At 38.0% G+C, this 14,417-nt stretch carries 14 protein-coding genes; 3 read left to right on the forward strand and 11 right to left on the reverse strand.

Annotation, left to right across the window (positions count from 1 at the left end; all coding sequences use genetic code 11):
• Nucleotides 1-110 precede the first annotated feature (110 nt).
• Nucleotides 111-1,394 (reverse strand): MFS transporter, encoded by a 1,284-nt coding sequence (locus ACICP9_RS03365; RefSeq protein WP_395498860.1) that lies wholly within the window; start codon nucleotides 1,392-1,394, stop codon nucleotides 111-113.
• A 412-nt stretch (nucleotides 1,395-1,806) separates the two neighbouring features.
• Between ACICP9_RS03365 and ACICP9_RS03370 the strand changes: the two genes are divergently transcribed.
• Nucleotides 1,807-2,739: a hypothetical protein gene (locus ACICP9_RS03370; protein WP_395498862.1), complete on the forward strand. Its 933-nt coding sequence runs from the start codon at nucleotides 1,807-1,809 to the stop codon at nucleotides 2,737-2,739.
• Between the two features lie 205 nt (nucleotides 2,740-2,944).
• On the opposite strand, the gene tolA is transcribed toward ACICP9_RS03370, so the two are convergent.
• The 4 genes from tolA to ruvB form a co-directional block, all read right to left on the reverse strand.
• A complete protein-coding gene (gene tolA / locus ACICP9_RS03375) occupies nucleotides 2,945-3,790 on the reverse strand; it encodes a cell envelope integrity protein TolA (RefSeq protein ID WP_395498864.1) in 846 nt (281 codons plus the stop codon).
• Nucleotides 3,791-3,879: 89 nt separating this feature from the next.
• Nucleotides 3,880-4,341, reverse strand: coding sequence for a protein TolR (tolR, locus tag ACICP9_RS03380; protein ID WP_395498866.1), 462 nt, complete (start codon nucleotides 4,339-4,341; stop codon nucleotides 3,880-3,882).
• Nucleotides 4,331-5,032, reverse strand: a complete 702-nt coding sequence (gene tolQ / locus ACICP9_RS03385) for a protein TolQ (RefSeq protein WP_395498868.1) — start codon at nucleotides 5,030-5,032, stop codon at nucleotides 4,331-4,333. The genes tolR and tolQ overlap by 11 nt, the downstream gene beginning before the upstream one ends.
• Before the next feature lie 101 nt (nucleotides 5,033-5,133).
• Nucleotides 5,134-6,189, reverse strand: coding sequence for a Holliday junction branch migration DNA helicase RuvB (ruvB, locus tag ACICP9_RS03390; protein ID WP_395498870.1), 1,056 nt, complete (start codon nucleotides 6,187-6,189; stop codon nucleotides 5,134-5,136).
• 230 nt (nucleotides 6,190-6,419) lie between these two features.
• Between ruvB and ACICP9_RS03395 the strand changes: the two genes are divergently transcribed.
• Nucleotides 6,420-7,130, forward strand: a complete 711-nt coding sequence (locus tag ACICP9_RS03395; protein ID WP_395498872.1) for a hypothetical protein — start codon at nucleotides 6,420-6,422, stop codon at nucleotides 7,128-7,130.
• Between the two features lie 106 nt (nucleotides 7,131-7,236).
• Here the strand turns inward: ACICP9_RS03395 and ruvA are convergent, their stop codons facing one another.
• The 6 genes from ruvA to ACICP9_RS03425 all read right to left on the reverse strand — a co-directional run bounded on the left by ruvA (nucleotide 7,237) and on the right by ACICP9_RS03425 (nucleotide 12,325).
• Entirely contained in the window at nucleotides 7,237-7,836 is a 600-nt protein-coding gene (ruvA, locus tag ACICP9_RS03400; RefSeq protein ID WP_071662220.1) for a Holliday junction branch migration protein RuvA, read from the reverse strand.
• Nucleotides 7,833-8,381 (reverse strand): crossover junction endodeoxyribonuclease RuvC, encoded by a 549-nt coding sequence (ruvC, locus tag ACICP9_RS03405; RefSeq protein ID WP_071662219.1) that lies wholly within the window; start codon nucleotides 8,379-8,381, stop codon nucleotides 7,833-7,835. Before ruvC ends, ruvA begins: the two co-directional genes overlap by 4 nt.
• A complete protein-coding gene (locus ACICP9_RS03410) occupies nucleotides 8,381-9,097 on the reverse strand; it encodes a YebC/PmpR family DNA-binding transcriptional regulator (protein ID WP_395498874.1) in 717 nt (238 codons plus the stop codon). The genes ruvC and ACICP9_RS03410 overlap by 1 nt, the downstream gene beginning before the upstream one ends.
• A gap of 121 nt (nucleotides 9,098-9,218) precedes the next feature.
• A complete protein-coding gene (locus ACICP9_RS03415) occupies nucleotides 9,219-10,043 on the reverse strand; it encodes a hypothetical protein (protein ID WP_395498876.1) in 825 nt (274 codons plus the stop codon).
• Nucleotides 10,044-10,183: 140 nt separating this feature from the next.
• Nucleotides 10,184-11,956 (reverse strand): aspartate--tRNA ligase, encoded by a 1,773-nt coding sequence (gene aspS / locus ACICP9_RS03420; RefSeq protein WP_395498878.1) that lies wholly within the window; start codon nucleotides 11,954-11,956, stop codon nucleotides 10,184-10,186.
• A 15-nt stretch (nucleotides 11,957-11,971) separates the two neighbouring features.
• The gene (locus tag ACICP9_RS03425) at nucleotides 11,972-12,325 is read right to left on the reverse strand and encodes an FmdB family zinc ribbon protein (protein ID WP_395498880.1); all 354 of its coding nucleotides are present in this window, start codon (nucleotides 12,323-12,325) and stop codon (nucleotides 11,972-11,974) included.
• A gap of 356 nt (nucleotides 12,326-12,681) precedes the next feature.
• Here ACICP9_RS03425 and ACICP9_RS03430 point away from each other — a divergent pair, with 356 nt between their 5' ends.
• Nucleotides 12,682-14,388, forward strand: coding sequence for a proline--tRNA ligase (locus ACICP9_RS03430; RefSeq protein ID WP_395498882.1), 1,707 nt, complete (start codon nucleotides 12,682-12,684; stop codon nucleotides 14,386-14,388).
• Nucleotides 14,389-14,417: the final 29 nt, after the last annotated feature.

Consider the following 14,417-nt stretch of genomic DNA (forward strand, 5'->3'; position numbering starts at 1 on the left):
TAATAAAATTTAAAGTATATAGAGTCAATGAATGACTTTTAATTTATTTTAATCAAAAAAATAGTGAGATAATGAATGTTATGCTAATGGGTTTATTTAAATTATGGTTTTTAATTGACACGTCGACAATAGGTTTCTTTAATACCACAAGCTACGAATATGGCCAACAATAAACTGGCGAGCAAGATCAATAAAGCCGAACGAAAGTTACTATTAGAATAATACGGTACACCTTGCACCATCACACCATCCCAATTTTTTTGCAATAACCAACCTATTAGCGGCTGAAAGCCTGCACCGATAATAACCGATGCCATATTCGCGAATGCAACTGAAGTTCCAGCCACCGATTGTGGATTAATTTCTGATGCCACGGCATAAGCGGTAGCAACACCCGTATTTGAAAATCCATATAAAAATAACAAACTAAATAAAATACCTAAAGGTAAGCCAGGCACTAAAATAACTAGACTAGCAAATAATAAACTAAAACTTGCCGATAAAATGAGTATCAGCTTGCGCCGTTGAATTTTATCTGAAATCCAACCCATTAAAGGGCCGCCGATCGTCCAACCGATAAAGATTAAACCAATACCCATCGCGGCAACTTCATTACTTAAATCGTAGGTTTGGCGAAAAAATTTAACACCCCATAATTCTGCCAAAGCTGCCGTGGGTGCAAAAAGTAAGCCCGCCAATAAAGCATTCCACCAACTTTGCGGATTTCGCAATACCCGCATTAAACCTGACCAAGGCGAATGGGTTAAAATTTTTTTATTTTTAGCTTGTGCAACGGGTAAGATCGGATCACGGACCCATAACGCCACCAATAGTGACAAGAAAATCATTAAGCCTGCAATAAAAATTAAAGCGTTTCGCCAACCGAAATTTTCTACTAAATAAGCCAGCGGCATTTGACCTACGGCAGCACCCAACATACCCAAGGCTTGCGTTAAGCCCGCTAACAAACCAAATTTTTTTGCTGGAAACCACACTGCTGCTACTTTTAATGCGCTGACAAAAGCAAAGGCGGCACCAAAGCCCATCATTAAGCGGGCAAACGCAGCAATTTCAAGATGCGTTGTCATTGCAAAAATAAGACTGGATAAACCACAAAGAAAAATCATGCTGGTCAATAACCAACGCAAACTAAACCGGTCAACTAAAATACCGACCGGGATTTGCATACCGACATAGGTATAATAGAAAAAAGCCGATAAACTTCCCAAAGCTAAGGCCTGCACCTTAAAATCGTGCATTAACGAATCAACCATCACACCCGGCGCTACTCTGACAAAGTATTCGATAAAAAACGCACTCGCCGCCAAACCCCAAACTAGCCAAGGATAATAAGTGTGTTGTAAACATCTATTGATAAAACGATTATTCGACATTTTTAGCAATCTCAAACTAAGTTAAAACTAAAACAGGATAAGTAAGTCTCTTTTCCCACACCTATCCCTGTGTAGGCTATTATTAAGCCCAGTATTCCCTTACTTTAGGATTTTCTTCGCACTTCCCTGACAACAGGGTCGAACAATATATAGTAAACAGTGAAAAAAATTTTGTCTATGCGATTGCTAATTCGTTTTGCTATTTCCCCATACTTTAACTCATCCCTTCATAGAAAAAAAACAAGTTCCGGAGCAGGATCAATAGAGCATTTAAAAAATAAAATTTAGAAATTAAAAACCATTTTTTTGTCAAAAAAACATGACTATTTAAGTGTAGATACACTATAATAGATAATCTACTTTTAGTTTGAAAATTTTTTTCCTACCAAACAAGCAATAACAAGGAGTTATTATGCCAATACCTACAGAAATACAAAGTGCCTTGCAAGTCTATGATAATAACAAAGGTTTCTGGCGACGCCTCTTCCGTCGTGATCAAGCCGCAATACGAACATTACGCACACTAAGGGATGCTGAACAAGCTAATTTTTTAAAAATTTATCAGTGCTTTATTGAAAATTTACCAAAACCCACACAAGCTTCCTATCAGGTTTATCAAGCCGTATTGATTTTTTTAGATAATCTAGATTTGAATGCTGTTCATCAAGCTATGGATCAACTCTATATAGCTAAACTTATTACACCAAAAAACCTAGAAAAATTAAATAAACTAAAAATAAATCATTTTCAACTACTTAATAATCTACTAACACAATTCAACAAAAATCAACTTCTAAACCCTGCTAATTTTGATGCTATCGGTAATTTTTTCGAAACAACTCAAGAAAATATTTTAATAGTGTTTAATTACATTGTGAGTGCAGTGAATGCTCTCAGCGACGGTGATTGCTTAAATCAAGAAAATTTCGATTATATTATTAAAAAACCTAACTACGCTGCCAATATAGCTATTGTTTTAGTCGCTTTAAATAAAACCAATCTGTTAACATCTGCCAATCTTAGCCAGCTTGATGACCCAGATAACAGATTTTTATTTAGCGATGATGCTAATCATATATTATGGAGCCAATTCAAGGATTATTTAAATAGATTATTGATCGATGAAACCAACCAATCAATATTCGATCAGATCATTCAATTAGCAAAACAAGAAAATCCAAAAACTGAAATTGAGCACTACATGAATCAATTAAATTCTCAACCCGATACCCGGAGAAAAAATTTTCCTTCTAATCTTTCTACTCTTCCTAAAGGCAGAGGTAGTCAGGAGCAACTTCTTGACTTAAACGAATTGAATTCGTTAACTAAATCTGGCACGATATAAATCGTTTTTTACTATTTTTTAAAAACGATTTAATTACCTTGTACATAATACATAAAAAAGCATGCTTAATAGTATGCTTTTTTAATCATGCAAATAAATGATAATTTAAAAGTGTTATTTCAAAAATTGGTTATGGGATAAACTATTGAAACTAATCTACGTTTCACTCAAACCCTTACGATGTTATTTACTTAACCACTAAAGATTATTGTGTGATAACTCCTTCTGGCCGTACGGTCAGATTGATTCGACGAAAGGTATGAAACAAACCTCTATTTTTTGGCACTGGCAAAGGTGATGCTTTATAGACTGCCGTTTGTGCCGAACGATCCAAGACCAAATTACCACTGCTTTTGACAATACTTACTTCTAATACCATACCTCCCGGCGCCAAATGCACAGCTAATTTAGTTTCTAAATGCTTATTCATTTCCGGTGGAATAATCCATTGTTGTGCAATCGCTTGTAAAATGAGATGTCGATATTTATCTGTTGTTGCCGCATTACGCGCGGCAATAATCTGTTGTTTTGCCAGCGATTTCATTTCTTGATCAAGTAATTGTTGGATATTTTTTTCAACTAATTTTAATGATTCCTTGGACGGTTTTAGATGGGTATGCGTAACTTTTTTTGATTTATTCACCACAATTTTGGTTGGTTTAGCTTTAGCCGGCATATTTTTTTTTACTAATGATGGCTGTTTATTTGGTGCCTTCACCGGAGTCATTTTATCCGGCTTGGTTTTAGCCACTTTTTTTTCCTTAATCGATAATAGCACGGGACTTTTTTTCAGTAATAACGGTTTCGACAGCGTTTTTGCAACGGCGGTGGGTAACGGTTTTATTCTTTCTATAGCAGGCGTCGATTTCTGAGCCAATGCATCCATCGAGATCGCTGTTGCATGGATCACTTGTAAAGGCGGCGGCGCTAAAAATAACAATTTTGTACTATGCCGTAGTGTTAAGAATAAAGCTAAAAATAAGACAATATGCAAGAAAATCGCAACGACTAGCGAGTAGCGATAATCTTCTGTATTAACTCGACTCAACATAGTCGCTTCGCATTAAAATTTTTGTCTGCATTGCCGCTCAACTCGCAGTAGGCTTCAAAAACTCCATTGCTGTGAATAGATATCACGATTTAAACCGCTTGTGTAGGCGGTGACTCAGTTAACAAACCAATATTGATGGCACCCGCTTGTTGTAATAAAACCATCGCTGATACCACTTTGCCGTAATCAACTTTTTTATCACCTTTAACAAACACTTGGCGTGGTGCTTTTTTTTGTTCGGCATTGCGTATTTGTTCACTGACCTCTAGGCTTAATTGATGAGCATCTAAAGCGGTTTCAGGATGAGTAGTGGTATTTAAATAAAAAAGTCCTTTGTCATCAATGGATACAATAATCGGTTCCTGTGCCGGCACTATGGTTTGCGCTTGTGCTCGCGGCAAATTCACTTTAATGCCTTGTGATAATAAAGGCGTTGTAACCATAAAAATCACTAATAACACTAACATGACATCAATGTAGGGAACAACATTGATCTCAGATAAAGGTCCTTTACGTCGTTGCGGGGGAAATTGATAAGGATTATACAACATGACTACCTGTATTACCGTGAACCTGACGATACAAAATATTCGAAAACTCTTCTTGAAAGCGGTGATAATTATGTAGTAAATGTTGAATTTGATGCGAATATCGATTGTAAAAAATTACTGCAGGAATAGCGACAAACAAACCCATCGCCGTGGCAACTAAAGCTTCAGAAATACCTGGTGCGACCATCGCTATAGTGGCAGTCTGTTGCGAAGCCGACAATGCTTGAAAAGAGGTCATGATACCCCAGACGGTACCAAACAATCCAATATACGGACTCGTAGAACCTAACGTGGCTAAAAAATCGAGATGTTTTTCCAATTGTTGGTGTTGTTCGGAATAAGCAATACGCATCGAACGTTGCACACCTTCCATAATAATAACCGGCATATCCCCCACTTGTTGATGTAAACGCATAAACTCACGAAAGCCAGCATGAAAAATGCTGGCTAGACCACTGTGTTGATCCTGTTCACGATTTAAATCCGCATACAGTTTACTGAGATCAATACCTGACCAAAATTTGTCTTCAAATTGAGCCAGTAATTTTCTTGAGCGTCTTAACATAAATCCGCGCTGCAAAATCATCGACCAGGATACGATAGATGCGGCAAGCAAGATTAACATGACAAATTTGACTATTCCGCTGGCAGCGGAAAAATAACTCCACAGTGATGGATCGACCGTTGGCATTACCTACCTCATCTTGCTTCGGATTGAATTTTTGTCTGTGTTACCGTTCAACTTGCTTCGTGACTTGCAAAAATCCCAGTGCTGTAATTATACATTTAACTTTAGTTTATTTTATCAGAAAAATCACAACTGAGTTGTTTTTGTCCATTGAGATGAATTGGCATCGTCAATCCAAAATGTAAATAAGTTTTTTTCGTAGCAACCCGACCCCGTGGTGTACGCATTATAAATGTTTGCTGAATTAAATACGGTTCTATCACTTCTTCGATCGTATCGCGTTCTTCACCGATAGCTGCCGCCAAACTATCTAAACCGACGGGTCCCCCATCAAATTTTTCAATGAGTGTTAATAATAATTTTCGATCTTGTTGATCGAAACCTTCTTTATCTACTTCTAATAGATCGAGAGCTTGTGCCGCTAAACATTGGTCAATTTTCCCATCGGCTTTTACTTCAGCAAAATCTCTGACTCGGCGTAGCAAACGATTAGCTATCCGTGGTGTGCCGCGCGCACGTTTAGCAATTTCGTTTGCACCCATTCGATCGATTACCACACCTAAAATTCCAGCTGAGCGGGTCACTATACGACAAAGATCAGCGACACTATAGAACTCTAAGCGTTGTACAATACCAAACCGATCCCGCAAGGGTGACGTTAACAACCCCGCGCGCGTGGTAGCACCAATTAGTGTAAATGGCGGTAAATCTAATTTAATCGAACGTGCAGCCGGCCCCTCGCCTATCATGATATCCAGTTGATAATCTTCTAAGGCCGGGTAAAGTATTTCTTCAATCACTGGACTTAAACGATGGATTTCATCAATAAACAACACTTCTTTTGCTTCAAGATGGGTTAATAATGCGGCTAAATCGCCGGCTCTTTCTAAAATCGGTCCTGAAGTTTGTTTGAGACCGACACTCATTTCATGAGCAATAATATGGGCCAATGTCGTTTTACCTAAACCCGGAGGCCCTACAATTAACACATGATCTAAAGCTTCAGTTCGAGCACGTGCCGCATGAATAAACAAACCCATTTGTTCACAAACCGATGCTTGTCCTAAGTAATCCGCTAAAGCGAGTGGGCGAATGCGTGGATAGATTTTTTCATCTTCAGCATTTTTTTTAGCTGACGTTAAGCGATCAGAGATTTGCATAAATAAGGATCGGAGATAAACCGATAAAAATAAGTTAAATGCACTCCCAATGGCGAGTAGTTCTATTATTAGCTAATTACTCAATTTTTAGCAAGCATCGAAAGCATTGGAAATGCTTACTCGATTTAAGCAATTTATTTTTCATTATCTAATATTAATAATCATTGAGCTTATAAAAAAAATAGAATAGTCTTATTATTCTAATAATAAATCAAAAAGGAGATTTAAAAATGTTAATAGAATTTTCTAACGGAACGGCCACATTACTAAAAGCACAATTAGGCTATATTGAACAGCTCAGCTGGTCAGATGAAAATGAAAATAAATTAGATTTAGCCAGTATTAAGCAGATAAAAGGCTGTCGCACTAAATTAGTGCAAGATTGTCTAAAATTCATTCAAAAATTAGATGAATTAGTTGAAAGGAACTTTTTTAATAATAATAAAGAAAAAAACTACGTCGACGAAACTATTAAATCGCTTATAGAACATCTTAAAAAATATACAACAAGTTGTGAACGCTATCCGCGAATCAAGGATTTTTTAAATATCATTCCAGATAACACCAGCAGTATGCTAGGTTTTATCCTACTTATAAGCGCACTTATGGCAACCGCCTCTCCCGTTTTAGCTGTTATCCCCCTAGTTATTTTTGCTTGGGTGTTGATGGATTTATTTTTTAATAATAGAAAAGCTGCTAAAAAACTGACAGAAATATTATTCACTGTTCAAGCGGAATTAAGAACGATTGAAGAAGCCGATACTATTTTTAAGAGTAAAGTGCATCCTTTTCAAAGCGCTACTCAAACACAAGTATCCTCCATGCCATCAATACCAGGTACAAGCCGAACCGTTTATTCTGCTAATTTCTACTGTCCTGCAGGAAATCAAAATGATACAAATAGTATAAACTCTACATCTAGTTTCACTGCAACTAAATAATTTTTTAGCTATGCATAGCACTAAAATAATAACGTTAATTCTTGTTTAAGAAAACAAAAAGTATCATTGGATTTTCCTAAATATAATCATAAGATATTAAATAAAATTAGCTAACTTTATTTAAGGCTTGTCGGATTAACGATTCTAAAGACAGTGTACTGTCTTTAATCTGAAGAACAGCGCGACTCGCCTCTTGATTTTTATAACCCAAGGCTACTAATGCCGCAATAGCATCTTGTTGGAAATGCGGTAAAGATCGGACGTTATTTTTATCAGATGTCTTATACTGGTTATGGGATAAACTTTTTAAACGATCACGCATTTCGATGATTAAACGTTCCGCGGTTTTTTTACCAATACCTGGAACCGTTTGTAATGCACTGACATTTTGTTGTTCAACACAGCCAATAAATTCGGCTACTTCTATTTTTGATAAGATACCTAAAGCCACTTTAGGACCCACACCATTTACTTTTAATAATTGCGTAAATAATGCTCGCTCATCGGACGTGCTAAAACCATACAAAAAATGTCCATCTTCTCGTACAATAAACTGTGTGTATAAAAAAACCTTTTTTCCACACTCTGGCAATTGATAAAAAGTATGCATAGAGGCTTGTACTTCGTAAGTAAATGCATCGGCCACTTCCACCAATAAATAGGGCGGCTGTTTTTCAATTAATATGCCTCGCAGTCGATTGATCATCGTCTTCTACCTCGGCGAAACCCTTGTTTAAGTCCTCGTCCTTCCAATTGTCGAGCTTGTGCATGGCAAATCGCAATGGCTAATGCATCGGCCGCATCGGCTTGTGGTGTTCGATCTAAATTTAATAACAATCGTACCATATGTTGTACTTGTTGCTTATTAGCGGCTCCATAACCGACTACCGATTGTTTGACTTGCCTAGCGGAATATTCACTAATAATTAATTTAGCTAAAGCGGCAGCCACTAATGCAGCGCCCCGAGCTTGACCTAATTTCAGCGCCGCATTCGGATTAATATGCATAAATACTTGTTCGACTGCCGCTTCGTTCGGTGCAAACTGTTGCACTACCGTTTGTAAACCAGTAAATATTTTTTCTAAGCGTTCAGAAAAAACTGCACTTGAGACTTTAATACAACCACTATCCAGATAGCTTAATTGTGAACCTTCAATTTGAATAATGCCATAACCCGTGATGCAAGAACCTGGATCAATACCTAAAATAATTGCATTTTTACTTAAGTTAGTGGTTTCCTGATTCAGCATTAGGCTTGGTTAGTATAGACATTTTGCACATCATCTAAATCTTCTAGCAGTTCAATTAAATGCTCCAATTTTTCTTGATCCTCATCATTGAGTTCAACTTTAGTACTAGCCAACCAAGTCACTTCACTATTCGCTAGATTTAAATTTTTTTCTTGATAGCGTTGAGTTAAGCTCGCTAATTGGCTTTCTTCAATCCAGATATCAATACTATTATCCGGATAAGTAATAGCATCTTCCGCACCTGCCTCTAAAGCAATCTCAAAAATACGCTCTTCTTCAGATCCGGGTGGAAAAGTAATGACTCCTTTTTTACTAAATAAATAACCGACCGATCCCGTCGTGCCTAAATTTCCACCGAATTTACTAAACGCATGCCTTATTTCAGCAACGGTACGATTGCGATTATCAGTTAAGGTATCCACTAAAACAGCGACTCCTTTAGGTCCATATCCTTCATAGCGGATTTCTTCCATTTGTGCACCATCTAAACCACCGGCACCGCGCTTAGTAGCACGATCGATAGTATCTCGAGTCATGTTAGCAGATAATGCTTTATCAACCGCCAAGCGCAAACGTGGATTACTATTTAAATCACCGCCACCCATCCTAGCAGCCACGGTAATCTCACGAATCAATTTAGTGAATAATTTACCCCGCTTCGCATCTTGTTTATTTTTTCGATGCTGTATATTTGCCCATTTACTATGTCCGGCCATAACACTCTCTTTTTATGCGCTTCGCACTTGAATTTTTGCCTGTGTTGTCGCTCAATGCGCAATCTTTCTTCACGGCACTTGCCAAAAATCCCGTTGCTGTGAGTATACTAAACTACTTAAACTATAAACTACCTTCACAAAAAATTTGATTATATTGGATAGCCGTGACTAATGATGTCATTGGTAATAACCAAATTAAACCTATACCTAAACTCATCAAGGTTAAAAGACCAAATACGATACTAGTGACGATAATCAAAGTGATATTTTTTAAAAAATGTTGGTTTATTGATTGAAACGCCAAACGTAAACTTTGTTTACTGGTCATTTTTTGATCTAAAATAAGCAGCACGGTCATAAACACTAAGATTGAAAAATAGAAATATAAAAAGAAACCAATTATAAAAACAACAAATAAAAAAATACTACCAACAATCGATCCTAAATAAACCATTTGTTGTTTAAATAATACGCTATGCAATAGTATATTGGTGCTAGAGATAATAAAGCTATTAAATAGATAGAGTAACAATGCAATAATCAATAAAGGGCGCCAAGCATGACGAAAAGAAAAAACCATACTCGCATGGATAGGTTCATTGCGTAGGTGCTGTAAGGCCATAAACGCTAACGAGGCAGTTAATAAAAAACGTAAAATTTCGACGATCCCAACGACAATAAATTTAAGACCTAGTTTTAAGTCATATAAAGCGATGGCGTTATGGGCGGTAGCCAATGGCAATACAAACACATCATATAACGCCAATACTAATCCTAATACCAGGCAGGCCAACGCCATCACCAATATAAAGTAAAGAAAGCCCCCCCAATAAGAGACTTTCATACCTTTTACTCGATACCAAGCCTCCAAAAAGATCGCTTTAATCGGAATACGATAGTCACCACTGGCAGCTTTGAAAAAATTCGGTGGTATAGAGTTAGACATAAGCTAAATAATTATCCAAAAAAATATGCTGATACTGATGAATGGCTATCAATAACGCTATCTCTGACAACAAGCAAATTAAACCTACTCCTTACAAAAGTAATTTGATAGTCATTCACCTTAAATAGAGCAAATATCGGTTATTTTTTACGAATCGCTAATGATAACTCTTTTAATTGTTGCTCGGAAACGGGGCTCGGAGCACTCGTCAACGGACAGCGAGCAGTCTGTGTTTTTGGAAAAGCAATGACATCACGTATCGATTTTACTCCCGTCATCAACATCACCAAACGATCCAATCCAAAGGCCAACCCACCATGTGGTGGGCAACCAAATTTAAGTGCTTCGAGTAAAAAACCAAATTTTTCTTTCTGTTCTGCTTCGTTAATATTTAATAAATCAAACACCACCGATTGCATCGTCGTATCATGAATACGGATTGATCCGCCACCAACTTCGCAACCGTTTAATACCATATCAAAAGCTCTGGATAGACACGATTCTGGATTAGCCTGTAACTCAGAAATATCATTAACTTTAGGTGCAGTAAAAGGGTGATGTAAGGCTTGCCAACGTTTTTCTTGTGCGTCGAATTCAAATAACGGAAAGTCCACTACCCACAAAGGTGACCATTCATTCTTAACACAGTTAAAATCATGACCCAATTTAACACGTAAAGCACCCAAGGATTCACTGACCATTTTTGCTGTACCGGCACCAAAAAAAATAATATCGCCCTTTTTTGCCTCCACGCGTTGTAATATTGCATGAACCGTTGCTTCCGGAATAAATTTTAAGATTGGCGACTGTAAACCTTCCAGTCCCAATGCAGAATCCGAGACTTTAATATAAGCCAAGCCTTTAGCACCAAAGATAGTCACATATTGCGTGTAATCTTCAATTGCTTTACGACTCAAATCAGCGCCTTTAGGAACGCGTAAGGCAGTCACTCGTCCCTGTGTATCATTCGCCGGTCCAGAAAAAACTTTAAATTCAATGTCCTTAACCAAATCCGCAATGTCAACTAATTCAAGTGGAATACGCAAATCCGGTTTATCACTACCGTAACGTTGCATGGCTGTTGCATAAGTCATGCGCGGAAAAGGATCAGGTAAACTAACCTCTAATAATTCTTTAAATAAATAACGAATCAAGGATTCATTGAGTGTTTGTATCTCTTCTTCATTACAAAAAGACATCTCCATATCCAGCTGCGTAAATTCAGGTTGACGATCAGCACGTAAATCTTCATCACGAAAGCAACGCACGATTTGATAATAACGATCAAATCCTGACATCATTAATAATTGCTTAAATAATTGAGGTGATTGCGGTAAGGCATAAAATTCACCAGGATGGACACGACTCGGTACTAAATAATCACGAGCACCTTCTGGCGTCGCTTTCGTCAGCACCGGTGTTTCGATATCTAAAAATCCTTTATCTTCATAAAAACGTCGAATCAATTTCACTACTTCTGTGCGTAAGCGAAAACGCTCCTGAACTTCAGGCCGCCGCAAATCCAAATAACGATAACGCAATGCGACCTCTTCACTTACCGGGGTATAGGCATCGATAGAAATCGGTAACGGTGCTGAAGTATTTAAAATATTTAATTGCGTAGCCTGTAATTCTATCGTTCCAGATTTTAAATGTGCATTTTCAGTCCCTTTAGGACGTAAACGTATTTTTCCGCTAATTTGCACTACATATTCATTACGTAATGTTTCCGCTTGCTTAAACAGATCGGTCTGTTCTGGATTAAATACCACTTGCAAAAGACCGCTGCGGTCACGTACATCGATAAAAATTATGCCGCCATGATCACGGCGATGATGAATCCAACCACAAACTTGTACAGTTTCATTAACTAAGTTTTGATTTAATTGATGACAATAATGTGTTCTTTGCATAATAATAGTTTGAATTTAAGAGGACTTTTCGCCCGATTTATCGGTTTTACTGGCTTTATCCACGGGTTTTGCGGCGACGGTGTCTTTGGCATTTGCTTCTGTAGCTTTATTGACTTCTTTATTCGGTTCTACCGGCTTGCTTGCGTTTTCAGCTTTATTTTTTTCTGTGCTATCCGCTTTAACTGATGGATTTTTAAAATCGGTCACATACCAACCACTGCCCTTTAAATGAAAAGCCGAAGCCGAAACAAGTTTCTTCAAGGCCGGTTCTTTACATACTGGACAATCGATCAAAGGCTCTTCACTAAAGCTTTGTATAGTATCAAACTTATGGCCACAGACCTTACATGCATATTCATAGATAGGCATAGTACTCCTCAGTTTTTTTGCATTCATTCAGATATTGGCGTTTAAATTGTGCGCCGACGGATGGGGCTAAAGATAGCCTGCGCGACTCACAATATTAACCGGCATTTTAATCCAGTGTTTACACTTTGGCCAGCGTGCGCTTACTATCTTTTTCGTGAGTGTTCTCAGCAAAGCGAGGTTTAAGTAAAAAATAAAAGAGAAATATCGTTAATCAGTTATGTTCTCACTAAAATAATAGGTTTAGCCTTCATAAAAAACAGCCGATAAAAATTTAAAAGAAATTATCCCGCTGGTTTTGCATAAGGTCTATTCTATAGTAAGCTCTAGCTATTAAATAACCATTGACATGATCCATTATGCGTAGCAGCCATCTCTATTTACCCACACTCAAAGAAGCACCCACCGATGCCGAGATAAAAAGCCATCAACTGATGTTGCGGGCTGGCATGATTCGTAAACTTGCTTCTGGAGTTTACACGTGGCTGCCATTAGGTTTGCGTGTATTACGCAAAGTCGAAGCTATCGTGCGCGAAGAGATGAATCGCATCCACGGTCAAGAGGTACTGATGCCCAATCTACAACCGGCCGAGCTTTGGCAAAAATCCGAACGCTGGGATGCCTATGGACCCGAATTACTCCGTATTACTGATAGACATCAACGTTGGTTTTGCCTTGGTCCGACACATGAAGAAGTCATTACCTCTTTAGTGCGTAACGAAGTACGTAGTTACAAACAATTACCCCTTATTTTTTACCAAATACAAACTAAATTTCGTGATGAAATTCGTCCACGTTTTGGGGTGATGCGCGCACGCGAATTTATCATGAAAGATGCTTATTCTTTTCATCGAGATAAAGCATCGTTGGCAGCCACCTATCAGAACATGTATGAAAGCTATTGCCGAATTTTCACGCGCTTAGGATTAAAATTTCGTGCAGTCTTAGCTGATACAGGAAATATCGGTGGGAGTCAATCCCAAGAATTTCAAGTATTAGCACAAACCGGCGAAGATCGAATTTTTTATAGTGATAGCAGTGATTATGCCGCAAATGCTGAGCTGGCAGAAAGCCTAGTCATTAATCAACGCCCTGCTCCCATGGCACCACTCAAAAAAGAAAAAACACCCGGTACAAAAACTATTACAGCGGTGAGTAACTATTTAAAAATATCGCCACAACAATGTATAAAATTATTAGTCGTTAAAGGAAAACAACAACCTTTAGTGGGTCTTATATTACGTGGTGATCATGAATTAAATCCTACTAAGGTTAAAAAATTAGACGAAATCGCTCATCCTTTAACATTTGCTGAAGAAACCGATATCTTAGCCATAACCGGCGTTGGTATCGGTTATTTAGGTCCCATTGGTTTATCTATCCCTTTAATTGTTGATCGTTCTGCTGCCGTGCTTGCAGACTTTGTCTGTGGTGCTAATGAAGAAAGTTTTCACTATACACATGTTAATTGGAAGCGCGATTGCCCACTTCCGCAGGTCGCCGATTTACGCCAAGTGCAAATCGGTGATCCCAGTCCGGATGGGAAAGGACATTTAAAAATGGAACGTGGTATCGAAGTGGGTCATATTTTCCAATTAGGTAATAAATATTCTCTCGCTATGGATGCCAGCATCACGACCGAAGATGGAAGTTTATTGCCCATGGAAATGGGGTGTTATGGAATTGGTGTATCCCGTATTGTTGGCGCAGCCATCGAACAAAATCATGATGAACAAGGTATTATTTGGCCACAAGCGATGGCCCCGTTTCAAGTGGTGATAGTGCCCATTGCCTATCATCGATCGAAACAAGTTAACCATGCGGCCGATACACTCTATCAGCAATTGAGCGATGCAGGCATAGACGTCTTACTCGATGATCGAGCAGAGCGTCCCGGTTTACTGTTTGCGGATAATGATCTCATTGGTATTCCCCATCGTTTAGTCATTAGTGAAAAAACCTTACAAGAGAAAGTCATCGCCTACAAAGCACGAACCGAAAAAAATGAGCATTTGTTACCCGATCATGACATCATTAATTTTTTACAAAAAAAATTAATTCCATAAAAATTATTTAATAGTTATCCAAAACAAGA

Source organism: Rickettsiella endosymbiont of Litargus connexus (assembly GCF_964277335.1).
Classification (GTDB): domain Bacteria; phylum Pseudomonadota; class Gammaproteobacteria; order Diplorickettsiales; family Diplorickettsiaceae; genus Aquirickettsiella; species Aquirickettsiella isopodorum.

Excerpts from the sequence above, each read along its gene's own strand:
- ACICP9_RS03430 (WP_395498882.1), top strand. The coding sequence starts at position 12,682 with ATGCGTAGCAGCCATCTCTATTTACCCACACTCAAAGAAGCACCCACC.
- ruvB (WP_395498870.1), bottom strand. The coding sequence starts at position 6,189 with ATGCAAATCTCTGATCGCTTAACGTCAGCTAAAAAAAATGCTGAAGAT.
- tolR (WP_395498866.1), bottom strand. The coding sequence starts at position 4,341 with ATGTTGTATAATCCTTATCAATTTCCCCCGCAACGACGTAAAGGACCT.
- ruvC (WP_071662219.1), bottom strand. The coding sequence starts at position 8,381 with ATGCTGAATCAGGAAACCACTAACTTAAGTAAAAATGCAATTATTTTA.
- ACICP9_RS03370 (WP_395498862.1), top strand. The coding sequence starts at position 1,807 with ATGCCAATACCTACAGAAATACAAAGTGCCTTGCAAGTCTATGATAAT.
- ACICP9_RS03425 (WP_395498880.1), bottom strand. The coding sequence starts at position 12,325 with ATGCCTATCTATGAATATGCATGTAAGGTCTGTGGCCATAAGTTTGAT.
- tolQ (WP_395498868.1), bottom strand. The coding sequence starts at position 5,032 with ATGCCAACGGTCGATCCATCACTGTGGAGTTATTTTTCCGCTGCCAGC.
- tolA (WP_395498864.1), bottom strand. The coding sequence starts at position 3,790 with ATGTTGAGTCGAGTTAATACAGAAGATTATCGCTACTCGCTAGTCGTT.
- ACICP9_RS03410 (WP_395498874.1), bottom strand. The coding sequence starts at position 9,097 with ATGGCCGGACATAGTAAATGGGCAAATATACAGCATCGAAAAAATAAA.
- ACICP9_RS03415 (WP_395498876.1), bottom strand. The coding sequence starts at position 10,043 with ATGTCTAACTCTATACCACCGAATTTTTTCAAAGCTGCCAGTGGTGAC.
- ruvA (WP_071662220.1), bottom strand. The coding sequence starts at position 7,836 with ATGATCAATCGACTGCGAGGCATATTAATTGAAAAACAGCCGCCCTAT.
- ACICP9_RS03395 (WP_395498872.1), top strand. The coding sequence starts at position 6,420 with ATGTTAATAGAATTTTCTAACGGAACGGCCACATTACTAAAAGCACAA.
- ACICP9_RS03365 (WP_395498860.1), bottom strand. The coding sequence starts at position 1,394 with ATGTCGAATAATCGTTTTATCAATAGATGTTTACAACACACTTATTAT.
- aspS (WP_395498878.1), bottom strand. The coding sequence starts at position 11,956 with ATGCAAAGAACACATTATTGTCATCAATTAAATCAAAACTTAGTTAAT.